We start from the raw sequence: 21,606 nt of genomic DNA, 5'->3' as shown, positions 1-21,606 counted from the left end.
GCCGGCCATACCGACCATGAGCAAAGTCGACTTCTATATTCTGCCTACCGACTCGCTGTCGGCGCGGCTCGATTTCGCCTGCAAACTGTGTGAAAAGGCCTGGCGCCTTGGCCACCGGGTCTACCTGCATTGCCAGGATGCCGAGCAACGCGACGAACTGGACCTGCGCCTGTGGCGCTTCAAGGGCGAAGCCTTCGTGCCCCACGACCTGGCCGAGGTGCATGCCGACGCCGGCGTGGCCCTGGGCCTGGCGGAACACGCCGGTGACCATCACGACCTGCTGATCAACCTGGGCGCCAGCGTGCCGGGCTTTGTCGGCCAGTTCGAGCGGGTGGCGGAAATCGTCGTCGAGGCGCCCGACATTCGCCAATCGGCGCGAGAGCGATTCCGTTTCTACCGTGAACAGGGCTATGCTCTGCAAGACCACCGCTTACAGCGACTTTGACGACGATGGACAAGCACTCCCCCCTGCCCGACTCGGCTCACCTGCTCGACGACCTTGAGTCGATCCGCCAGTTGCTCGGCGATGCCGACCTGCAACCCCCCCTGCTGACCGAAACGGTCGAGCAACTTCCGTTGTTGCCGGACGCGCCGGTTACCGAGGCGGCTGCGCCCGAGGAAGACCCGCAGACGCGCCGCCAGGACACCCTGCTGCACCTGGAGAGTGAGCTGCGCGCCGCGGCGCAGATGATCATGCAGGACGTGATCAACGACTTCACCCCGCATATCGAGAACGAAATCAAGCGCCGGCTGGATGCGCGCATCGAGCGGTTGATCAAGCGTTCCGAGTAAAACCGCACATCGGTGTGCCTGCTTCGCGGGCATGCCCGCTCCTACAGGGACCTCAATGCCTGTGGTGGGCTTGTGGCAGCAGGCAACACAGTTCCGACAGTTGTCAGCAGCTTGTCGCCTGCGGCCCCCAGCTTGGTTATACTTCCCGGCTTTCCCGAATAAATGCACAGGGTCCCGCCGCGCATGGATAAGACCTACCAGCCGCACGCCATCGAAACTTCCTGGTACAACACCTGGGAGTCCGAGAACTATTTCGCTCCACAAGGTGCAGGCGAGTCCTACACCATCATGATCCCGCCGCCGAACGTCACCGGCAGCCTGCACATGGGCCACGGCTTCAACAACGCGATCATGGATGCCCTGATCCGTTTCCGCCGCATGCAAGGCCGCGACACCCTGTGGCAGCCAGGCACCGACCACGCCGGTATCGCCACCCAGATGCTGGTCGAGCGCCAACTCGAGGCCAAGGGCCAGAACCGCCATGATCTGGGCCGCGAGAAGTTCCTGGAGAAGGTCTGGGAATGGAAGGATCAGTCCGGCGGCAATATCAGCCGGCAAATCCGCCGCCTGGGCTCGTCGGTCGACTGGAGCCGCGAGCGCTTCACCATGGACGACGGCCTGTCCGAAGCGGTCAAGGAAGCCTTCGTGCGCCTGCACGAAGATGGCCTGATCTACCGCGGCAAGCGCCTGGTCAACTGGGACACCAAGCTGCACACGGCCATCTCCGACCTTGAAGTGGAAAACCACGACGAAAAAGGCCACCTGTGGAACCTGCGCTACCCGCTGGCCGATGGCGCCAAGACCGCCGAAGGCGAGGGTTACCTGGTGGTTGCCACTACTCGCCCGGAAACCCTGCTGGGCGACGCCGCCGTGGCGGTCAACCCGAATGACGAACGCTACCAGGCACTGATCGGCAAGTACGTCGAGCTGCCGCTGGTGGGCCGCCGCATTCCGATCATCGCCGACGACTACTGCGACCCGGCGTTCGGCACCGGCTGCGTGAAGATCACCCCGGCCCACGACTTCAACGACTATGAAGTCGGCAAGCGGCACAACCTGCCGCTGCTGAACATCTTCGACAAGAATGCCGTCGTGCTGGCCAACGCCCAGGCCTTCAACCTCGACGGCAGCGTCAACGAGCAGGTCGACACCCAGTTGCCGGCGCAGTACGCCAACCTCGACCGCTTCGTGGCGCGCAAACAGATCGTGGCCGACCTGGACGCCCAGGGCCTGCTGGTCAGCATCGACGACCACGCCCTGAAAGTGCCGAAAGGCGACCGTTCCGGTACCGTGATCGAGCCCTGGCTGACCGACCAGTGGTACGTGTCCACCAAGCCGCTGGCAGAGCCTGCCATTGCTGCCGTAGAAGACGGCCGCATCCAGTTCGTGCCCAAACAGTACGAGAACATGTACTTCTCGTGGATGCGCGACATCCAGGACTGGTGCATCAGCCGCCAGCTGTGGTGGGGCCACCGCATTCCGGCGTGGTACGACGAGGCCGGCCAGGTCTACGTTGGCCGCAACGAACAGGAAGTGCGCGCCAAGCACCAACTGAGCGCCGATGTGGTGCTGCGCCAGGACGACGACGTGCTCGACACCTGGTTCAGCTCGGGCCTGTGGACCTTCTCTACCCTGGGCTGGCCGGAGCAGACCGAATTCCTCAAGAAGTTCCACTCCACCGACGTACTGGTGACGGGCTTCGACATCATCTTCTTCTGGGTTGCGCGCATGATCATGCTGACCATGCACCTGATCAAGAACGAGGACGGCACCCCGCAGGTTCCATTCAAGACCGTGTACGTGCATGGCTTGGTGCGTGATGGCCAGGGCCAGAAGATGTCCAAGTCCAAGGGCAACGTGCTGGACCCGCTGGACATCGTCGACGGCATCACCCTCGACGCCCTGCTGGAAAAACGCACCAGCGGCATGATGCAGCCCAAGCTGGCCGAGAAAATCGCCAAGCAGACCAAGGCCGAATTCCCCGAAGGCATCGCCAGCTACGGCACCGACGCCTTGCGCTTCACCTTCTGCTCGCTGGCTTCCACAGGCCGCGACATCAAGTTCGACATGGGCCGCGTCGAAGGCTATCGCAACTTCTGCAACAAGATCTGGAACGCTGCCCGCTACGTGCTGGACAAGGGCGAGGATTGTGGCCAGAACGGCGAGGCCTATGAGCTGTCCCTGGCTGACCGCTGGATCATTTCGCAGCTGCAGCGCACCGAAGCCGAAGTGACCCGCCAGCTGGAGCAGTTCCGCTTCGACCTGGCCAGCCAGGCGCTGTACGAGTTCATCTGGAACCAGTACTGCGACTGGTACCTGGAGCTGTCCAAGCCTGTGCTGTGGGACGAAAATGCCCCGGTCGAGCGCGCCCGCGGCACCCGCCGCACCCTGGTGCGCGTGCTGGAAGTGGCGCTGCGCCTGGCACACCCGTTCATGCCGTTCATCACCGAGGAAATCTGGCAGCGCATCGCACCGCTGGCCGGTATCGAAGGCAAGACCATCATGCTGCAGCCATGGCCGGTGGCCAATGAAAGCCGCATCGATGCTGCCGCCGAAGGTGATATCGAATGGCTGAAAGAGCTGATGGTCGGCCTGCGCAACATCCGCGCCGAAATGAACATTGGCCCGGGCAAGCCGCTGCCGCTGTTCCTGAAGAACGCCAACGCCGACGACCAGCGCCGCCTGCAAGAGAACGAAGCCTTGCTGAAGAAGCTGGCCAAGGTCGAATCGTTCACCGTGCTGAGCGATGCCGAAGAGGCACCGCTGTCGGCTACTGCGCTGGTGGGTGACCTGCAAGTGCTGGTACCGATGGCCGGGCTGATCGACAAGGATGCCGAGCTGGCGCGCCTGAACAAGGAAATTCAGCGCCTGCAGGGCGAAGTGGCACGCGTGGGTGGCAAGCTGTCCAACGCTGCCTTCGTCGACAAGGCCCCGCCTGCGGTGATCGAGAAGGAGCGCGCCAAGCTGGCCGAGTCCGAACAGGCCCTGGCCAACTTCACCGAGCAGCACGCGCGCATTGCAGCGCTGTGACAACCTGATAGACCGCTGGGGCCGTTGTGCGGCCCTTTCGCGACACAAGGCCGCCCCTACAGGACGGTGCCGGTTTCACAGGCGCCGCTATCCTTTAGGGGCGGCCTTGTGTCGCGATAGGGCTGCACAGCAGCCCCAAGGCCTGCAACACCGGACCCCGCCATGACCGACAAACCTACCCTGCACCCGCGCAACCGGCACCAGGGGCGCTACGACTTCCCCAGCCTGATCAAGGCCCACCCTGACCTGGCCCGCTTTACCATTACCAACCCCCACGGCAAACCCAGCATCGACTTCGCCAACCCAGAAGCCGTAAGGGTATTCAACCGTGCCCTGCTCAAGGCCCAATACGGCATCCAGCACTGGGATATCCCCGCCGACTACCTGTGCCCGCCCATTCCCGGCCGCGCCGACTACATCCACGTAGCCGCGGACTTGCTGGCCACGGACAACGCGGGGGAAATTCCCAAGGGCGCCCAGGTACGCGCGCTGGACATCGGCGTGGGTGCCAACTGCATTTACCCGCTGCTGGGCCACAGCGACTACCGCTGGCGCTTTCTCGGCTCGGATATCGACCCGGTAGCGCTGGCCTCGGCCAAGGCCATCGTCCAGGCCAACGGCCTGGGCAAGGCCATTGCCCTGCGCCAGCAGGCGAACCGGGGCCATATCCTCACCGGTCTGTTGCAGCCAGAGGAGCGTTTCGACCTGACCCTGTGCAACCCACCCTTCCACGCCTCCCGCGACGAAGCCACCCGCGGTAGCCAACGCAAGTGGAAAAACCTGGGCAAGCAGGACCCCAAACGCAAGCTGCCGCTGCTGAACTTTGGTGGCCAGAACAATGAATTGTGGTGCGAGGGTGGCGAAATCCGCTTTGTCACCCAACTGGTGAGCGAAAGCGTGCAGTACGCCGGAAGCGTGTTGTGGTTCACCAGCCTGGTGTCAAAGGCCAGCAACCTGCCGGGCATAGAGGCTGCACTGAAGAAGGCCGGTGCCAAGGTCGTACGTGTCGTCGAAATGGGCCAGGGCCAGAAGCAGAGCCGCATGGTTGCCTGGAGCTTCCACGACGAAGCGGCACGCCAGGGCTGGTACGCCCAGGGCCGATCACAGGCATGAAAAAACCGCGCCCGGGCAAGCCGGGCGCGGTTTCGTCAAAGCAGCAACAATTACTTGTTGATAGCGTCGGTCAGCACTTTGGCTGGCACGAACTTGACGACTTTCTTGGCAGCGATTTCGATGGCAGCGCCAGTCGAAGGGTTGCGGCCAGTGCGGGCAGGACGCTCCGAGACTTTCAGCTTGCCGATACCTGGCAGGGTGATTTCAGCGCCGTTTTCCAGCTGGTCAGCAACGATCTGGCCCAGTTGCTCCAGTGCGTTCTTGGCGGTGGCTTTCGGCGCGGCGATCGACTCGGCGATGTCGGCAATCAGTTGGTCTTTGGTCAATGCCATGGTGGTGTTCCTTCCCTATCAAATTCGATGGTTATGCAGCGAACGACGACGTTATCGGGCCAGCCCCTTGTAGTGGAGGGCCGCGCCAATTGGGTATGTAGATACTTAAATCGGCGTTTGGTTCGACACGACGGCAGCACGCTGCCAGCAATGCGCCACGCGTGGGGCGCAAGACCGCGCAAAGCTACCACAGGAGTGGATAAATATCCGCAGCGCACTTCGATTAAATGCAGGTTTTTCAGGGGTTTTGGCTTAAAACGTACAAAAATGAACAAAAAACGAACAACCGGCATTTCGGCCAACATCCGGCCACTGCACCACTGGGTGTCTGGGTTAAACTTGGCGACTTTTGCAGCCCGCCGAGAATTTCATGCCTATCCGTCATTGCATCGTTCACCTGATCGACAAGAAGCCTGATGGCAGCCCCGCCGTGCTGCACGCCCGCGATAGCGAACTGGCGGCTTCCGACGCCATCGAAAACCTGCTGGCAGACCTGAACGACAGCTACAACGCCAAGCAAGGCAAGGCCTGGGGCTTCTTCCACGGCGAGTCGGGGGCCTACCCGCTCAGCGGCTGGCTGAAGCAGTACCTGGAAGGCGACACAGACTTTACCGCCTTCAGCCGCCAGGCCGTGGAACACCTGCAGAAGCTGATGGAGGAGTCCAACCTGTCCACCGGCGGTCACGTGCTGTTTGCCCATTACCAACAGGGCATGACCGAATACCTGGCCATCGCCCTGCTGCACCACAGTGAAGGCGTGGCGGTGAATGCCGAACTCGACGTCACCCCATCCCGTCACCTTGACCTTGGCCAGTTGCACCTGGCGGCGCGCATCAACCTGTCCGAGTGGAAGAACAACCAGAACTCCAAGCAGTACATCTCGTTCATCAAGGGCAAGAACGGCAAGAAAGTCTCGGACTATTTCCGCGATTTCATTGGCTGCCAGGAAGGTGTCGACGGCCCGGGTGAAACCCGCACCCTGCTCAAGGCTTTCAGCGACTTCGTCGAGAGCGAAGACTTGCCGGAAGCATCCGCCCGCGAAAAGACCCAGACGTTGGTCGAGTACGCCACTACCCAGACCAAACTGGGTGAACCGGTGACGCTGGAAGAGCTGTCCAGCCTGATCGACGAAGACCGGCCCAAGGCGTTTTACGACCATATCCGCAACAAGGACTACGGCTTGTCGCCGGAGATTCCGGCGGATAAACGCACCCTCAACCAGTTCCGTCGCTTTACCGGGCGTGCCGAAGGGCTGTCGATCAGCTTCGAGGCGCACCTGCTGGGCGACAAGGTGGAGTATGACGAGGCCGCCGGCACCCTGATCATCAAGGGGCTGCCGACCACCCTGGTGGACCAGCTGAAGCGACGCAAGGACTGACGGCCCATGGGCCGCGCGACCTGCTCCTGCAAGCATCGCGACCTCTTGTAGGAGCGGCCTTGCGTCGCGATGGGCCGCAAAGCGGCCCCAGCACCCTCAAGCCGAACCCATCAGATAAGCCGCCACCAAAGCCTCTTTCGCCGACTTGCGCAGCCGTTTCACCAACCGCTCCTGGCGCAATGCCTCGCCCTTGTCCGGCCATTGCTCGACATACACCAGCGCCTGTGCCGGGCTGGTCTTGAAGTACCGTGCCCCCCGCCCTTTCTGATGGGCCAGAAAACGCCGCTGCGGGTCATCACTGACCCCGCAATACAACGAACCGTTGGCCGCCCTGACCAGGTAGACATACCAAGGCTTGCCAACGCTTGCGGGGGCAGCTTCACACACCCTGGGCCTGCTGGAACGCGCGCAACCCTTTGAAGGCCTGTGCGCGAACCTTGTTCTGCACCAGCGGCGACCAACCCAGCAATACCCCTGGCATGCCCAACGCCTGCCGCGACCAGCGCCACAGGTCGAACGTATCGTCGTGCTGGCAGATCAAGCCATCGCGGATGATGAAGCGTGCCTGGATATCATTGACCACCACCCGCCCCGTCTGGCTGAACAGGTAGGTCGCCACCCAGTGTGCGGCACCGCTGCGCTCGTCGGCGCGTACGCTGTCGAAGGTGAGGGTGAAGTCTTTGGCGCGCGTGGTCAGCATGCGCCACATGTCGCCCGCGTCCTTGCCACGCAGCGTACCGAAAACTGGGTCGCTGAAAACGATATCGTCGCTGTAGCAGGCGATCATTGCCTCGGCGTCCAGGCGCTGGAAGGCCTGGTAGAAGCGCGTAATCAAATCGCGGTGGGCGTCACACATGGGGGCTGGTCCATCCTGGGGTCGAAAGCAGCACGATAATCTGACCCGGTTGCTTATGCCAGCTTCCGCCGCAGCATCTTCAGCGGCTGTGAGATCGAGCGCCGCCCGCGCGGCGCAATCGCGAGCTGCGCTCGCTCCTACGTTTGTTTCGGGCCAATTATTCCTGTGGGATTCGCGCGCGAACGCCTTGGTGCATGCCTCAATATCGCGCCGTACAAACAAGGCGGCCGCGCGCGCCTGTCACAGGGGTTACTGGCCCGAAACAAACGTAGGAGCGAGCGCAGCTCGCGATTGCGCCGCGCGGGCGGCGCTCGCTCTAACAGGCGCTGCCATACCTTGTGGCAAACACCTGTCAGCCCTAAGGCGATCCCTGTGGGAGCTGGCTTGCCGGCGACAGGGCCGGTGCTGCCCAGCACAGATTCAGACTTTTTCGCTGGTCACCTGCACATGCAAAGCCCGCCCGGCCCCCAACCCGAAGACGATGGCGCCGACGCCAAGCACAGCGAAGATCCAGCCCACGGCCGCCCAGCCGCCCGTCAGGTCATGCACCAACCCCACCGCGAACGGCCCCATCGACGCCAGGGTATAACCCACGCCTTGGGCCATGCTCGACAGGTTGGCCGCCACGTGGGCGTCCTTCGAGCGCAACACGATCAAGGTCAGCGCCAGGGCAAATGTACCACCCTGCCCCAGGCCCAGCACCACGGCCCAGCCCCACAGCCCGGAAAGCGGGGCATACAGGCAACCGAACAGGCCCGCCAGAGTGGTCAGCATGACCACCACGATTGCCAGCCGCTGGTCCTTGCCGCGAGTGGCCAGCCACGGCGCGCTCAGCGAACTCAGCAACTGCACGATGACCGACCCGGAAAGGACCAGGCCGGCCTGGGTCGGGCTCAGGCCACGACCGATCAGGATCGACGGCAGCCAGCCAAACACGATGTAGGCCAGCGACGACTGCAGGCCCATGTACAGGGTCACCTGCCAGGCCAACGGGTCACGCCAGAGGCCACGCACGCGGTATGCCACCTTGTGCAGGCCGTGCCCCTGGCGGGCTTGTGGCAGCCAGACCAGCATGGCCAGCAGCGCCGGGAGCACCCAGAAGCCCAGGCCCAACGCCCAGCTGCCACCGAAATGGCTGGCCAAGGGCACGGTGGCACCCGCCGCCATGGCCGCGCCCAGGCACAAGGCCATGGTGTACACCCCGGTCAGCGTGCCTGCGTGCTGGGGGAAGTCGCGCTTGACGATACCGGGCAACAACACCCCGATGATGCCGATGCTGGCGCCAGCCATCAGGCTGCCTAGAAACACCCCCGCCACGCCCAAACTGCTGCGCACGACAATGCCCAACGCCAGGGTGAGCAGAATGCCGACGATCACCCGCTCACTGCCAAAGCGCCTTGCCAGCATCGGTGCCAGCGGCGCAAACAGCCCCAGGCACAACACCGGCAAGGTGGTCAGCAAACCGGCTTGCGAAGCGTTCAGCCCCAGGCTTTCGGACACCTGGCCCAACACGGGCGCCATGCTCGACAGCGCCGGGCGCAGGTTCAGCGCCACCAGCACCAGGCCGAGCAACAGCAGCCACGGCCGACGTAATTGCACCGGCTGCTGTTGGATTTGCTCGTCGTCGGCCTCGGCGTCGATCAGCAGTTCATCGAGGTCACGCGCGTGCGGTGGGGTGTTGCGGGGTAGGGACTCAGCCATGGTGTTCTCGGGGTCAGGATTCGATGAGGGTACGGCTCAGGCGCTTGGCCCGGTCCGCATCACGCTGTTCGATGGCGTCGAGGATCTGCCCATGCAGATCGAACGTGGCCTGGCAGCGCGGCACGGTCGCCATGCTGTGCTGCAGCGCCGCCGCGACCACGCCGGAGAAATAGCGGTAAAGCTCGCTGAGGGCGGGGTTGTGGGCGGCATCGACCAGCCGCTGGTGAAACACCAGGTCGCACCTTATGTAGTGATCGACATCACCATGAAAATGCCCGGCGCTGCCGGCCAGCGCTTCGCGCAGCCCTTGCAGGTCTGCATCGGTGCGCCGCAGCGCGGCCAGGCCAATCGCCTCCGCCTCGAGAATGTGGCGGGTTTCACGGGCCTGCTCGGCGGTACAGCGGGCCATGGCCTGCATCGCCAGCAACGGGTCCTGCGAAGTACGCAGGTAGCTGCCGTCGCCTTGGCGTACTTCGACCAGGCCGCTGAAGGCCAGCACGCGCATGGCTTCGCGCACGGTGTTACGGCTGATGCCCAGTTGCAGGGCCAGTTCCGGCTCGGTCGGCAGGCGCTGGCCTATCTGCCAGTCACCCTGTGCGATGCGCTCACGCAGTTGCTCAACGGCCTGCTCGACGAGGGAGCGCTTGATCAATAACGACATCGATACATCCAGTCATCGGACGAATTAGGGCTAGCCATAAGCGCTGAATCAACAGGCTGCAACGCTTCACAGAATTGTTTTTGAGTAGGCACCAAGCGCCGCGCGGGCGGCGCTCGGTGTGACAGGCACTAAAAAGGGCCCAGTCAGTTCAAGGCATCCAGCAGCGCCTGGTTCATCTCCGGGGTGCCAATGGTGATCCGCAGGAACTGGGCGATACGTGCCTGCTTGAAGTGGCGCACGATGACGCCCTGCTCGCGCAAGCGCGCTGCCAACTCGGCGGCATCCTGTTGCGGGTGGCGCGCGAAAATGAAGTTGGCCGCCGACGGCAGCACTTCGAAGCCCTTGGCCTGTAGCTGGCCAACCAACGCCTCGCGGCTGTCGATCACCTTGCGGCAGGTTTGCTCGAAGTACTCTCGGTCCTCGAAAGCCGCGGCAGCGCCAACAATGGCCGCACGGTCCAGCGGGTAGGAGTTGAAGCTGTTCTTGATGCGCTCCAATGCCTCGATCAGGTCCGGGTGCCCCACGGCCAAGCCGACACGCAGCCCCGCCAACGAGCGCGATTTGGACAAGGTCTGGGTCACCAGCAGGTTGTCGTAGCGGTCGACCAGGCTGATGGCGGTTTCGCCGCCGAAGTCGATGTACGCTTCATCCACCACCACCACCGAGTCACGGTTGGCCTGCAGCAGTTGCTCTACCGCCTGCAGTGGCATCAGGCAACCCGTAGGCGCGTTAGGGTTGGGGAAGATGATCCCGGCATTGGGCTTGTTGTAGTCCTCGATACGGATCTGGAACTGCTCGTCCAGGGCTACCTGCTCGAACGCGATGCCGTAGAGACCACAGTACACCGGGTAGAAGCTGTAGCTGATATCGGGGAACAACAACGGTGCATCGTGCTGGAACAGGCCGTGGAAGATGTGCGCCAGCACCTCGTCCGAACCATTGCCGACAAACACTTGCGCCGGGGTAACGCCGTAATACTCGGCCACCGCCTGCTTCAGGCGGTCACCGTTAGGATCGGGGTACAGGCGCAGGTTGTCGTTCAGCTCCGCGCGCATGGCCTCCAGCGCCTTGGGCGACGGGCCGTAGGGGTTCTCGTTGGTGTTCAGCTTGACCAGCCGCGCCAGTTTGGGCTGCTCGCCCGGCACGTAAGGCACCAGGTCCTTGACGAAGGGGCTCCAGAATCGGCTCATGTTCAGTTCCCCTTCTGTTGGGTCAGGATGCGGTATTCAGCGCTTCGGGCGTGCGCGGTCAGCGATTCGCCACGGGCCAGCACGGAGGCAGTCTGGCCCAGTTCGGACGCGCCTTGCTCGGAGCAGAAGATGATCGACGACCGCTTCTGGAAGTCGTACACACCCAACGGCGACGAGAAGCGTGCAGTGCCGGAGGTTGGCAACACGTGGTTGGGGCCGGCGCAGTAATCACCCAGTGCTTCGCTGGTGTGGCGGCCCATGAAGATCGCCCCGGCGTGGCGAATGTGCGGCAGCCAGGCCTGCGGGTCGGCCACCGACAGCTCCAGGTGCTCGGGGGCAATGCGGTTGGCCACGTCCATGGCCTGCTGCATGTCTTTTACCTGGATCAATGCACCACGGCCGTTGACCGACTTCTGGATGATTTGCGCACGCTCCATGGTCGGCAGCAGCTTGTCGATACTGGCAGCGACACGGTCGAGGAAGGCGGCATCCGGGCTGACCAGAATGGCCTGTGCGTCTTCGTCGTGTTCGGCCTGGGAGAACAGGTCCATGGCGATCCAGTCCGGGTCGGTCTGACCGTCGCACACCACCAGGATTTCCGAAGGCCCGGCGATCATGTCGATGCCCACCTGGCCAAATACATGGCGCTTGGCAGTGGCGACGTAGATGTTGCCCGGGCCGACGATCTTGTCGACCTGTGGCACGCTTTCGGTGCCATAGGCCAGTGCCGCGACCGCCTGGGCGCCACCGACAGTGAACACGCGGTCGACACCAGCGATGCAGGCAGCGGCCAGCACCAGCTCGTTGACCTCACCGCGCGGGGTCGGCACCACCATCACCACTTCGGCCACGCCGGCCACCTTGGCCGGGATGGCATTCATCAGCACCGACGAGGGGTACGAGGCCTTGCCGCCGGGCACATACAGGCCGGCCCGATCCAGCGGGGTAACCTTCTGCCCCAGTACGGTGCCGTCGGCTTCGGTGTACTGCCAGGAATCCTGCTTCTGCCGCTCATGGTAGATGCGCACACGTTCGGCGGCCTTTTCCAGGGCCTGGCGCTGTACGGGGGTGATACGGGTCAGCGCCAGCTCCAGGCGCTCGCGATCGAGGATCAGGTCATCGATCGATGTGGCCTGAACGCCATCGAAACGCTGGGTGAACTCCACCAGCGCTGCGTCGCCACGCTCGCGCACGGCCTTGATGATGTCCAGCACGCGCTGGTTGACCGCGTCATCGGACACACTTTCCCAGCTCAGCAGATGATCCAGATGTCGGGCGAAATCCGGATCAGCAGCGTTGAGACGGGCAATTGCAGTGGACACGGTCATGGCGAGGGCCTCGATGATTAGCGAATGCTCAGGCGCCCTAGGCTACCAGTCCATCCGCGCGGGCACCCGAGAAAAGTGGCTATGACGCGGATAGATGGGCGCGGCAGCAACGGCCGCGCGCAATCGGTAGGGAATTAACCGCGGTGTCGCGATTCGACCGCCGCGCGCAGCGTGTCGATAAGGCTCTGGATGCGGGCGTGCTGCATCTTCATGGAGGCCTTGTTGACCACCAGGCGCGAGCTGATCGTGGCGATCATTTCCTGGGGCTCCAGGCCATTGGCCCGCAGGGTGTTGCCGGTATCCACCACGTCGATGATCTTGTCGGCGAGGTTGATCAGCGGTGCCAGCTCCATCGAGCCGTACAGCTTGATGATGTCGACCTGGCGGCCCTGTTCGGCGTAGTAACGCTTGGCGACGTTGACGAACTTGGTGGCCACGCGCAGGCGGCCCTTGGGCTCAGGGGCGCCGACCACGCCTGCGGTCATCAGCTTGCAGCGGGCAATCTGCAGGTCCAGTGGCTCGTACAGGCCCTGGCCGCCGTACTCCATCAGCACGTCCTTGCCGGCCACACCCAGGTCGGCAGCACCATGCTCGACATAGGTCGGCACGTCGGTAGCACGCACGATCAGCAGGCGTACGTCGTCCTGCGTGGTAGGGATGATCAGTTTGCGGCTCTTGTCCGGGTTCTCGGTCGGCACGATGCCGGCCTCGGCCAGCAACGGCAAGGTATCGTCGAGAATACGGCCTTTGGAAAGCGCGATGGTCAACATTGGAACGTCGGTCCTTAAGCGGCTACTGCTGGCCAGGTCAGGGACCTGGCCGCTTTCAATTCGAACGGTGCGTCCTTGCACCAGAGGGCGATCAGCCCGGTACGCGGCGGATTTTCGCGCCGAGCATCTGCAGTTTTTCTTCGATGCACTCGTAGCCACGGTCAATGTGGTAGATGCGGTCGATCAGCGTGTCACCTTCGGCCACCAGCGCCGAGAGCACCAGGCTGGCCGACGCGCGCAGGTCGGTGGCCATGACCGGGGCGCCTTTGAGGGCCGGTACACCGGTAACGATCGCGGTGTTGCCTTCGACCTGGATCTGCGCCCCCATGCGGTGCATTTCGTACACGTGCATGAAACGGTTTTCGAAGATGGTTTCGATGACGGCACCGGTGCCTTCGGCAATGGCGTTCAGCGAGATGAACTGCGCCTGCATGTCGGTGGGGAACGCCGGGTACGGCGCAGTACGCAGGTTCACGGCTTTTGGCCGCTTGCCCTGCATGTCGAGCTCGATCCAGTCTTCACCGGTGGTGATCTCGGCGCCGGCTTCCTTGAGCTTTTCCAGCACGGCCTCAAGGATGGTCGGGTCGGTATCCTTGACCTTGACGCGGCCACCGGTCACGGCAGCGGCAACCAGGTAGGTACCGGTCTCGATACGGTCCGGCATCACACGGTAGCTGGCCGACGCCAGGCGCTCGACGCCATCGATGGTGATGGTGTCGGTACCGGCACCTTGCACCTTGCCGCCCATGGCGTTGATGAAGTTGGCCAGGTCGACCACCTCCGGCTCACGCGCAGCGTTCTGCAGCACGCTGCGGCCTTTGGCCAGCGCTGCGGCCATCATGATGTTTTCGGTACCGGTCACGCTGACGGTGTCGAAGAAGAAATGCGCACCGCGCAGGCCGCCCTCAGGCGCCTTGGCCTTGATGTAGCCGGCTTCGACCTCGATCTTCGCACCCATGGCCTCCAGACCACGGATGTGCAGGTCGACCGGGCGCGAACCGATCGCGCAACCGCCAGGCAGTGCCACCTCGGCCTCGCCGAAGCGGGCGACCATCGGGCCCAGCACCAGGATCGAGGCGCGCATGGTCTTGACCAGCTCGTACGGCGCGACCAGGGTCTTGATGGTGCGGGGGTCGATTTCCACCGCCAGCTTTTCGTCGATCACAGGCTCGATGCCCATGCGGCCGAACAGCTCGATCATGGTGGTGATGTCGTGCAGGTGCGGCAGGTTGCCTACGGTGACCGGGCCATCGGCCAGCAGGGTCGCCGCCAGAATCGGCAGGGCCGCGTTCTTCGCACCCGAAATACGGATCTCGCCATCAAGACGAGCGCCGCCAGTAATAATCAGTTTGTCCATTGGAATCTCGCCGCCAAGTTGGCTCAGGTGCGCTCAGCCCAGGCTGCGCTGCTGAAAAATTTCATGGTTACCGCATGGATGCTGCCATTGGCGATCCATGGATTCAGATGAGCATAGATAGCCTGCTGACGTTTGACCGGGCTCAGGCCAGCCAACTCGTCGCTGATCACGTTCAACTGGAAGTTGCAGCCTTCGCCTTCAACTTCGACCCGGGAACCCGGCAATTTCTCTTCAAGGAAGCTTTTAACTTCTACGGCCTGCATGCTCAACCTCAATCGGCGCCCGATGCGCACGGGTCGGCCATCATACAAAAAAGCCCCTCGCCTGCGAAGCCCAACGAGGGCTTCGCTGACCGAGGGGCCGTCATCCGTGCCGGGCCATCAGGTCGCCAGCACTTGATCGAGGTCGTAGACCTCGGCAATTTCCCGCATGTCGTCGGGCATGCCCCGCACCCGACAGGCCTTGCCTGCGGCCTGGGCATCGCGCATGAACGACAGCAGCAACGACAGGCCGACACTGGTGGAGCGCAGCACGCCCGAGCAATCGAGCACCAGTTGCGCATCCCGGCTGGCAGTGATCAGCGCCTTGCCTTGCTTGCGCAACTGCGGCCCGCTGCGATAGTCCAGCACGCCGGACAGGCTCAGCACGCCCGGCTCAGCCATGCTTACCGCGGCCTCACTCATTTCACCGCCTTTTCTGGCGAGTTGTCGGCGGCCTGCTTGGCCTTGGCCACTTCGCCGGCCCAGCCGTCGATGGTCTTGTCCAGGTTGTTGCCGTTGCGCTGCATGGCGTCGGCGAACTGGTCACGGAACAGCTTGCCGATGTTGATGCCGTTGACGATGACGTTACGCACCTTCCACTCGCCACCCAGGTTTTCCAGGGTGTACTGCACCGGGTACACGGCGCCATTGTTGCCGGTAACCTTCATGCCCACCGAAGCGCGCTTGCCATCATCGGCCTTGGCCGGGTCGACGACGATCCCCTGGTTGTTGTACTCCAGCAACGCATTGCCGTAGAACTGGAACAGGCTGCGCTTGAAGTTTTCCTGGAAGCGCTGCATCTGCTCGGGCGTGGCCTTGCGCGAGTACTTGACGGTCATGATGCTGCGGGAAATACCGTCGGCATCGACCACCGGCGCGAGAATCCGGTCAAGGGTGTCGTAGAACGCTTGTGGGTTGGCCTTGTACTGCTCTTTGTTGGCCTTGAGTTCACCCAGCAACTCGGTGGTGGTGCCCTGAACCACGTCATGCGGCGACTGCGCGGCCAAGGTCATCAGGGGGAAAGCCGCCAGCAACACCAGCAGGCCACGTCGCAAGATCGAAATCATGGAAACTCCTCAATTAGCCGGTTGCGCTTCTTTCGGTTCCTTGCCAACGGAGTTGAGCAGGAACTTGCCTATCAGGTCTTCCAGCACCAGGGCAGACTGGGTGTCGTGAATGGTCGAGCCATCCTTGAGCACGTCTTCCTCACCGCCCACGCTGATACCGATGTACTTCTCGCCGAGCAGACCGGCGGTCAGGATCGAGGCAGTGGAGTCGGTCGGCAGGTTGTCCACCGACTTGTCCAGCTGCAGGGTCACCCGACCGGTATAGGAATCACGGTCCAGATCGATGGCGGTGACCTTGCCGATGGTCACGCCCGCCATGGTCACCTTGGCTCTGACCGTCAAACCGGCGATATTGTCGAAATAGGCATAAACTTTATAGGTATCGCTGCTCGGGCTGGCCGACAGCCCGCTGACACGCAGGGCCAGCAGCAGCAGCGCCAGGATCCCGGCCAGCAGGAACAGGCCGACACCGATTTCCAGGGTGCGGTTTTGCATCAGAAATCTCCAAACATCAAGGCGGTCAGAATAAAGTCCAGACCCAGCACTGCCAACGAGGCATAGACCACGGTCTTGGTGGTTGCACGGCTGATCCCTTCTGAAGTGGGCTCACAGTCGTACCCCTGGAATACGGCGATCCAGGTCGCGACGAATGCGAACACCAGGCTCTTGATCAGCCCGTTGAGCACGTCGTCGGTGAACGAAACACTGTTCTGCATGTTGGCCCAGAACGAGCCCTCGTATACGCCCAGCCAGTCCACGGCGACCCACGACCCCCCCCAGATACCGACCACACTGAAGATCAGCGCCAGCAGCGGCAACGAGATGAAACCGGCCCACAAGCGTGGCGCCACGATGTACTTGAGCGGGTCGACGCCGATCATCTCCAGGCTGGACAACTGCTCGGTGGACTTCATGTTGCCGATTTCGGCAGTCAGTGCAGAACCGGCACGGCCCGCGAACAGCAACGCCGTGACCACCGGCCCAAGTTCCCGCAACAGGGTCAGGGCCACCATCTGGCCCACGGCCTGCTCGGAGCCGTACTTGGTGAGGATGCTGTAGCCCTGCAGCGCCAGCACCATGCCGATGAACACCCCGGACACGACGACGATCGCCAGCGACAGCACGCCCACCGAGTACAGCTGCCTGATCAGCAGTTGGAAGCCACCGCCAATGCCGCCGCGCCCGACCAGGGCATGGAACAGGAACAGGCAGGAACGCCCGAGTACCGCCACCACGTCGATGGCCGAGCGGCCCAGCAGCCGGACACGTTCGAGTAAGGATTTTCTGCGCATCAACGCGCCCCCAGCAGGTCGGCGCTGTAGTCAGGCGCAGGGAAATGGAACGGCACCGGGCCATCCGGGTCGCCTTTCATGAACTGGCGGATCCGCGGGTTGTCCGAGCCCATCAGCTCATCGGGGGTACCCTGCCCCAGCACCTGGCCGTCGCCCACCACATAGATGTAGTCGGCGATGCTGGCGGTTTCTGCGAGGTCATGGGACACCACGATGCTGGTAATGCCCAAGGCATCGTTGAGCAGGCGGATCAAGCGCACCAGTACCCCCATGGCAATCGGGTCCTGCCCGACGAACGGCTCGTCGTACATGAGGATCTGCGGGTCCAGGGCGATTGCCCGGGCCAGCGCCACGCGGCGCTTCATGCCACCGGACAGCTCATCGGGCATCAGGTCGATGGCCCCACGAAGCCCCACGGCCTGCAGTTTCATCAACACGATGTCACGGATCATGTCGTCTGCAAGCTGGGTATGCACGCGCAGCGGAAATGCGACGTTCTCGAACACATCGAGGTCGGTGAACAGCGCGCCGCTCTGAAACAGCACGCCCATCTGCTTGCGGGCGTCGAACAGGTCGCTGCGCGACAGCGTCGGCAGGTTCTGCCCGGCGACCCATACCTCACCACTGGCGGGGCGCAGCTGCGCGCCCATCAGGCGAAGCAACGTGGTCTTGCCGCAACCCGATGGCCCCATGATGCCGGTGACCTTGCCGCGCGGGATGCGAATATCGACGTTGCTGAAAATGCTACGCGAACCGCGCTTGAAGGTAACACCCTTCAATTCCACCGCGTAGGCGCTATCCACACTCATCTAGACTCCTTGCTGATGCAGCCTCGTCCTTATGGACGCCAGCCTCCCTGCAGAAGGCACACGCGCCCTTGGCAGGCCGAATAGCGGCGAACTATAGCACCGCTGCCCGCGCGCCCCCAAGGTCATGCATGCCCCGTTCAGCTACGAGACAGGCTGGGGCGCCCGTGACCAGGCAGATGGAAAAGGTGAGGGTTTCGTCGATTGCGGCTATAATCGCCGACTTTTCATCAGGCAGTGCTTTATCGACATGAGCCAATCCAGCGAGCTGATTCAATCCGCACAGCGCACCGTGCGCCTGGAACTCGAGGCCGTAGAGGGCCTGCTGGCGCGCATCGACGAGCATTTCGTCAAAGCCTGCGAACTGATCCTGGCCAGCCAGGGCCGCGTCGTGGTGCTTGGCATGGGCAAGTCCGGGCATATCGGCAACAAAATTGCCGCGACCCTCGCCAGCACCGGCACCCCCGCGTTTTTCGTGCACCCGGCCGAAGCCAGCCATGGCGACATGGGCATGATCACCGGCAACGATATCATCCTGGCGCTGTCCAACTCAGGCAGCACGGCCGAGATCGTCACGTTGCTGCCGCTGATCAAGCGCCTGGGCATCACCCTCATCAGCCTTACCGGCAACCCGGACTCCACCCTGGCCCAGGCAGCAGAGGTGAACCTGGATGCCCGGGTCGCACAGGAGGCCTGCCCGCTGAACCTTGCCCCTACCTCCTCGACCACTGCGGCACTGGTGTTGGGTGACGCGCTGGCCATTGCCCTGCTCGAAGCGCGCGGGTTCACTGCCGAGGACTTTGCCTTTTCGCACCCTGGCGGCGCCTTGGGGCGGCGGCTGCTGCTGAAGGTCGAGCATGTGATGCACAGCGGTGACCAGTTGCCCAAGGTGCTGCGTGGCACGTTGCTCAAGGATGCCCTGCTGGAAATGTCGCGCAAAGGGCTGGGCATGACCGCTGTGCTCGAGGCAGACGGCAAGCTGGCCGGTATCTTCACCGATGGAGACCTGCGCCGCAGCCTGGACCGCAATATCGACGTGCATACCACGTTGATCGACCACGTCATGACCGTGCATGGCAAAACTGCACGGGCCGAAATGCTCGCCGCCGAGGCCCTTAAAATCATGGAAGACAACAAAATCAACGCACTGGTGGTCGTCGACCAGGACGACCGGCCGACAGGTGCCCTGAACATGCACGACCTGTTGCGTGCAGGAGTTATGTGATGAGCCAGAATCTCATGCAACGTGGCCAGGCCATCAAGCTGGCCGTGTTCGATGTCGACGGCGTACTGACCGATGGGCGACTGTACTTTCTCGAAGACGGCAGCGAATTCAAGACCTTCAATACCCTCGACGGCCAGGGCATCAAGATGCTCATGGCGTCGGGCGTGACCACGGCCATCATCAGCGGGCGCAAGACCCCGGTGGTCGAGCGGCGGGCTGCGAACCTGGGTATCGCGCACCTGTTTCAGGGCCGCGAAGACAAATTGGTGGTTCTTGACGGGCTGCTTGCCGAACTCGGCCTAAGCTATGAACAGGTCGCCTACCTGGGCGACGACCTGCCCGACCTGCCGGTGATTCGCCGCGTCGGTCTGGGTATGGCAGTGGCCAACGCCGCGCCCTTCGTTCGCCAGCATGCCCACGGCGTGACCCAGGCGCGCGGCGGCGAAGGCGCTGCCCGCGAGTTCTGCGAACTGATCATGCAGGCCCAGGGCACCCTGGACGCTGCCAACGCCAACTACTTGTAAGGCCGCCCATGTTCAGCAAGAAGGTCCGCAATATTGCGCTGCTGGCGGTGATTGCTGCCGTGCTCGCTGCCATTGGCTACTGGAATGTCAGCCCTGAAAGCTTCCTCGACCAGCCTGTGGCCCAGGTCGACGAAAGCGCCATCGACTACTATGCGATCAACGCCCATAGTGTGCAGTTCTTGCCGGACGGCAAATTGCAGTACGAAATGACCGCCGACAAGGTCGAGCACGTCAAGGCGACCGAAGTTACCCTGGTGACCACGCCCGACCTGCGCCTTTACCGCGGCACCGAATACCCGTGGCATGTTCAGAGCGAGCGCGCCGAGGTCAGCCCGGACGGCAACGAGGTCGAACTGATCAACAAGGTCCGCGTTGCCCGCACCGACGAAAAGCAACGCGACACCATCATCACCAGCTCACGCATGACCGTATTCCCGCAGAAGCAATATGCGCAGACCGAGCAAGCCGTTAGAATCGACGGCGCCGGTGGCACAACCACGGGCAAGGGCATGAAAGCGTATTTGAAAGAAGGCAAGATGGACTTGCTCTCTAACGTAAGAGGACAGTATGAGGCTCGTTAAAACCCTCCCCCTTTTGCTCAGCCTGAGCGCAGCACTGGGAAGCGCGAGCGCCTTCGCCCTGCCGAATGACCGTGACCAGCCAATCCGTATCCAGGCCGACAACGCGCATCTGGACGACAAGCAGGGTGTCGCGACGTACACCGGTGACGTGATCATCACTCAAGGCTCGATGATGATCAAAGGCAATACCGTGACCATGACCCGCGCCGCCAACGGCGACATCGACGTGGTCACTTCGGTTGGCAACCTGGCCTACTTCGAGCAGCAGCAGAGCGCCGCCAAGCCCGACAAGATGAAGGGCTGGGCAGTGACCATCCAATACCAGGCGCAAAAAGACACCGTGATCCTCACCGACCGCGCCAAGGTCGAGAACGAAGGCAACACCACCGAGGGCGAGAAGATCGTCTACAACACCAAGTCGCAGGTGGCTACCGCCGGCCGTGGCGGTAACGTGACCCAGCCACGTCAGCGCATCGACATGGTGATCCAGCCCAAGAAGAAGGCCGAGTAAATGGCAACCCTAAAAGCCCAGCACCTGGCCAAAAGCTACAAGGGGCGCCAGGTCGTACGTGATGTCAGCCTGTCGATCGACAGCGGCCAGATCGTCGGATTGCTCGGCCCGAACGGTGCCGGCAAGACCACCTGCTTCTACATGATCGTCGGCCTGGTCCAGGCCGAGCAGGGTCGTGTCCTGATCGACAACCTCGATGTCAGCCACCAGCCCATGCACGGCCGCGCGCGCGCCGGCATCGGCTACCTGCCGCAGGAAGCCTCGATCTTCCGCAAGCTTTCGGTGGCCGACAACATCATGGCCATCCTCGAGACCCGCAAGGACCTCGACCGCGATGGCCGGCGCAAGGAACTGGAAAGCCTGCTGCAGGAGTTCCACATCAGCCACATCCGCGACAACCTCGGCATGAGCCTGTCCGGTGGCGAACGCCGCCGTGTCGAGATCGCCCGCGCCCTGGCGACCGCGCCCAAGTTCATCCTGCTGGACGAACCCTTCGCCGGCGTGGACCCGATCTCGGTCGGTGACATCAAGCAGATCATCCACCACCTCAAGGCCAAGGGTATCGGTGTGCTGATCACGGACCACAACGTGCGCGAAACCCTGGATATCTGCGAGACCGCCTACATCGTCAACGATGGCCGGCTGATCGCCGAAGGCGACGCCGAAACCATCCTGGCCAACGAACTGGTCAAAGAGGTTTACCTGGGCCACGAGTTCCGGCTCTGACCCACCCCTGCCTGGGGTACTGGCAACCTGCCCTGAAGCCGGGGTTAAAATTGTTACGTACTCTAGGCAAACGCTACGATTTAAGGCATAAAACTTGCTTGATCTG

General features: G+C 62.8%; 25 protein-coding genes. 10 read left to right on the top strand and 15 right to left on the bottom strand.

Annotation, left to right across the window (positions count from 1 at the left end; translation table 11 throughout):
• The first annotated feature begins 16 nt into the window (after positions 1-16).
• The 4 genes from L1P09_RS04530 to rlmF all read left to right on the top strand — a co-directional run bounded on the left by L1P09_RS04530 (position 17) and on the right by rlmF (position 4,935).
• Positions 17-445 (top strand): DNA polymerase III subunit chi, encoded by a 429-nt coding sequence (locus L1P09_RS04530; protein ID WP_009687042.1) that lies wholly within the window; start codon positions 17-19, stop codon positions 443-445.
• A gap of 5 nt (positions 446-450) precedes the next feature.
• A complete protein-coding gene (locus L1P09_RS04525; protein ID WP_009687043.1) occupies positions 451-792 on the top strand; it encodes a hypothetical protein in 342 nt (113 codons plus the stop codon).
• A gap of 183 nt (positions 793-975) precedes the next feature.
• Positions 976-3,822, top strand: coding sequence for a valine--tRNA ligase (locus tag L1P09_RS04520; RefSeq protein ID WP_029886779.1), 2,847 nt, complete (start codon positions 976-978; stop codon positions 3,820-3,822).
• Between the two features lie 162 nt (positions 3,823-3,984).
• A complete protein-coding gene (rlmF, locus tag L1P09_RS04515; protein ID WP_192439706.1) occupies positions 3,985-4,935 on the top strand; it encodes a 23S rRNA (adenine(1618)-N(6))-methyltransferase RlmF in 951 nt (316 codons plus the stop codon).
• A gap of 50 nt (positions 4,936-4,985) precedes the next feature.
• On the opposite strand, the gene L1P09_RS04510 is transcribed toward rlmF, so the two are convergent.
• Positions 4,986-5,267, bottom strand: coding sequence for an HU family DNA-binding protein (locus L1P09_RS04510; protein WP_003255106.1), 282 nt, complete (start codon positions 5,265-5,267; stop codon positions 4,986-4,988).
• A gap of 370 nt (positions 5,268-5,637) precedes the next feature.
• Here L1P09_RS04510 and yejK point away from each other — a divergent pair, with 370 nt between their 5' ends.
• A complete protein-coding gene (yejK, locus tag L1P09_RS04505; RefSeq protein ID WP_009687046.1) occupies positions 5,638-6,645 on the top strand; it encodes a nucleoid-associated protein YejK in 1,008 nt (335 codons plus the stop codon).
• 96 nt (positions 6,646-6,741) lie between these two features.
• Here yejK and L1P09_RS04500 read toward each other — a convergent pair whose 3' ends face one another.
• The 14 genes from L1P09_RS04500 to L1P09_RS04435 form a co-directional block, all read right to left on the bottom strand.
• The gene (locus L1P09_RS04500; RefSeq protein ID WP_054881583.1) at positions 6,742-7,032 is read right to left on the bottom strand and encodes a GIY-YIG nuclease family protein; all 291 of its coding nucleotides are present in this window, start codon (positions 7,030-7,032) and stop codon (positions 6,742-6,744) included.
• A complete protein-coding gene (locus L1P09_RS04495) occupies positions 7,025-7,501 on the bottom strand; it encodes a nuclear transport factor 2 family protein (RefSeq protein WP_054881582.1) in 477 nt (158 codons plus the stop codon). The genes L1P09_RS04500 and L1P09_RS04495 overlap by 8 nt, the downstream gene beginning before the upstream one ends.
• 420 nt (positions 7,502-7,921) lie before the next feature.
• Entirely contained in the window at positions 7,922-9,202 is a 1,281-nt protein-coding gene (locus L1P09_RS04490) for a CynX/NimT family MFS transporter (RefSeq protein ID WP_054881430.1), read from the bottom strand.
• A 13-nt stretch (positions 9,203-9,215) separates the two neighbouring features.
• Positions 9,216-9,863: a FadR/GntR family transcriptional regulator gene (locus L1P09_RS04485; RefSeq protein WP_029887544.1), complete on the bottom strand. Its 648-nt coding sequence runs from the start codon at positions 9,861-9,863 to the stop codon at positions 9,216-9,218.
• Between the two features lie 143 nt (positions 9,864-10,006).
• A complete protein-coding gene (hisC, locus tag L1P09_RS04480; RefSeq protein WP_009683023.1) occupies positions 10,007-11,053 on the bottom strand; it encodes a histidinol-phosphate transaminase in 1,047 nt (348 codons plus the stop codon).
• A gap of 2 nt (positions 11,054-11,055) precedes the next feature.
• The gene (gene hisD / locus L1P09_RS04475) at positions 11,056-12,381 is read right to left on the bottom strand and encodes a histidinol dehydrogenase (protein WP_029887545.1); all 1,326 of its coding nucleotides are present in this window, start codon (positions 12,379-12,381) and stop codon (positions 11,056-11,058) included.
• A 134-nt stretch (positions 12,382-12,515) separates the two neighbouring features.
• Positions 12,516-13,151, bottom strand: coding sequence for an ATP phosphoribosyltransferase (hisG, locus tag L1P09_RS04470; protein WP_009683026.1), 636 nt, complete (start codon positions 13,149-13,151; stop codon positions 12,516-12,518).
• A 91-nt stretch (positions 13,152-13,242) separates the two neighbouring features.
• The gene (gene murA, locus L1P09_RS04465) at positions 13,243-14,508 is read right to left on the bottom strand and encodes a UDP-N-acetylglucosamine 1-carboxyvinyltransferase (RefSeq protein WP_009683027.1); all 1,266 of its coding nucleotides are present in this window, start codon (positions 14,506-14,508) and stop codon (positions 13,243-13,245) included.
• Between the two features lie 23 nt (positions 14,509-14,531).
• Positions 14,532-14,771: a BolA family protein gene (locus L1P09_RS04460; protein WP_003255121.1), complete on the bottom strand. Its 240-nt coding sequence runs from the start codon at positions 14,769-14,771 to the stop codon at positions 14,532-14,534.
• A gap of 117 nt (positions 14,772-14,888) precedes the next feature.
• Entirely contained in the window at positions 14,889-15,191 is a 303-nt protein-coding gene (locus L1P09_RS04455; RefSeq protein WP_009683028.1) for an STAS domain-containing protein, read from the bottom strand.
• Positions 15,188-15,835: an MlaC/ttg2D family ABC transporter substrate-binding protein gene (locus L1P09_RS04450; protein WP_009683029.1), complete on the bottom strand. Its 648-nt coding sequence runs from the start codon at positions 15,833-15,835 to the stop codon at positions 15,188-15,190. The genes L1P09_RS04455 and L1P09_RS04450 overlap by 4 nt, the downstream gene beginning before the upstream one ends.
• Before the next feature lie 9 nt (positions 15,836-15,844).
• The gene (gene mlaD / locus L1P09_RS04445) at positions 15,845-16,330 is read right to left on the bottom strand and encodes an outer membrane lipid asymmetry maintenance protein MlaD (protein WP_009683030.1); all 486 of its coding nucleotides are present in this window, start codon (positions 16,328-16,330) and stop codon (positions 15,845-15,847) included.
• Positions 16,330-17,127 carry a lipid asymmetry maintenance ABC transporter permease subunit MlaE gene (gene mlaE, locus L1P09_RS04440; RefSeq protein ID WP_009683031.1) on the bottom strand — a complete coding sequence of 266 codons (798 nt, stop codon included), beginning with the start codon at positions 17,125-17,127 and terminating at the stop codon, positions 16,330-16,332. The genes mlaD and mlaE overlap by 1 nt, the downstream gene beginning before the upstream one ends.
• Complete coding sequence (locus L1P09_RS04435; RefSeq protein WP_009683032.1) at positions 17,127-17,936, bottom strand: ATP-binding cassette domain-containing protein; 810 nt, start codon at positions 17,934-17,936, stop codon at positions 17,127-17,129. Before L1P09_RS04435 ends, mlaE begins: the two co-directional genes overlap by 1 nt.
• A 247-nt stretch (positions 17,937-18,183) precedes the next feature.
• Here L1P09_RS04435 and L1P09_RS04430 point away from each other — a divergent pair, with 247 nt between their 5' ends.
• Genes L1P09_RS04430 through lptB form a run of 5 tightly spaced genes read left to right on the top strand, consistent with a single transcriptional unit; the run spans position 18,184 to position 21,500 of the window.
• On the top strand, positions 18,184-19,158 hold the full coding sequence (locus L1P09_RS04430; RefSeq protein ID WP_054881447.1) for a KpsF/GutQ family sugar-phosphate isomerase: 975 nt from the start codon (positions 18,184-18,186) through the stop codon (positions 19,156-19,158).
• The gene (locus L1P09_RS04425) at positions 19,158-19,682 is read left to right on the top strand and encodes a KdsC family phosphatase (protein ID WP_009683034.1); all 525 of its coding nucleotides are present in this window, start codon (positions 19,158-19,160) and stop codon (positions 19,680-19,682) included. The genes L1P09_RS04430 and L1P09_RS04425 overlap by 1 nt, the downstream gene beginning before the upstream one ends.
• Before the next feature lie 8 nt (positions 19,683-19,690).
• Entirely contained in the window at positions 19,691-20,263 is a 573-nt protein-coding gene (gene lptC, locus L1P09_RS04420; RefSeq protein WP_029887548.1) for an LPS export ABC transporter periplasmic protein LptC, read from the top strand.
• Positions 20,250-20,774: a lipopolysaccharide transport periplasmic protein LptA gene (gene lptA / locus L1P09_RS04415; RefSeq protein ID WP_029887549.1), complete on the top strand. Its 525-nt coding sequence runs from the start codon at positions 20,250-20,252 to the stop codon at positions 20,772-20,774. The genes lptC and lptA overlap by 14 nt, the downstream gene beginning before the upstream one ends.
• On the top strand, positions 20,775-21,500 hold the full coding sequence (lptB, locus tag L1P09_RS04410) for an LPS export ABC transporter ATP-binding protein (RefSeq protein WP_010952146.1): 726 nt from the start codon (positions 20,775-20,777) through the stop codon (positions 21,498-21,500). It abuts the gene before it with no gap.
• Positions 21,501-21,606: the final 106 nt, after the last annotated feature.

Origin of the sequence: Pseudomonas juntendi (genome assembly GCF_021560075.1) — a bacterium.
Lineage (GTDB): Bacteria > Pseudomonadota > Gammaproteobacteria > Pseudomonadales > Pseudomonadaceae > Aquipseudomonas > Aquipseudomonas juntendi.
Note: the sequence above shows the minus strand (reverse complement) of the source record. Positions and strands in the feature narration are given on the sequence as shown.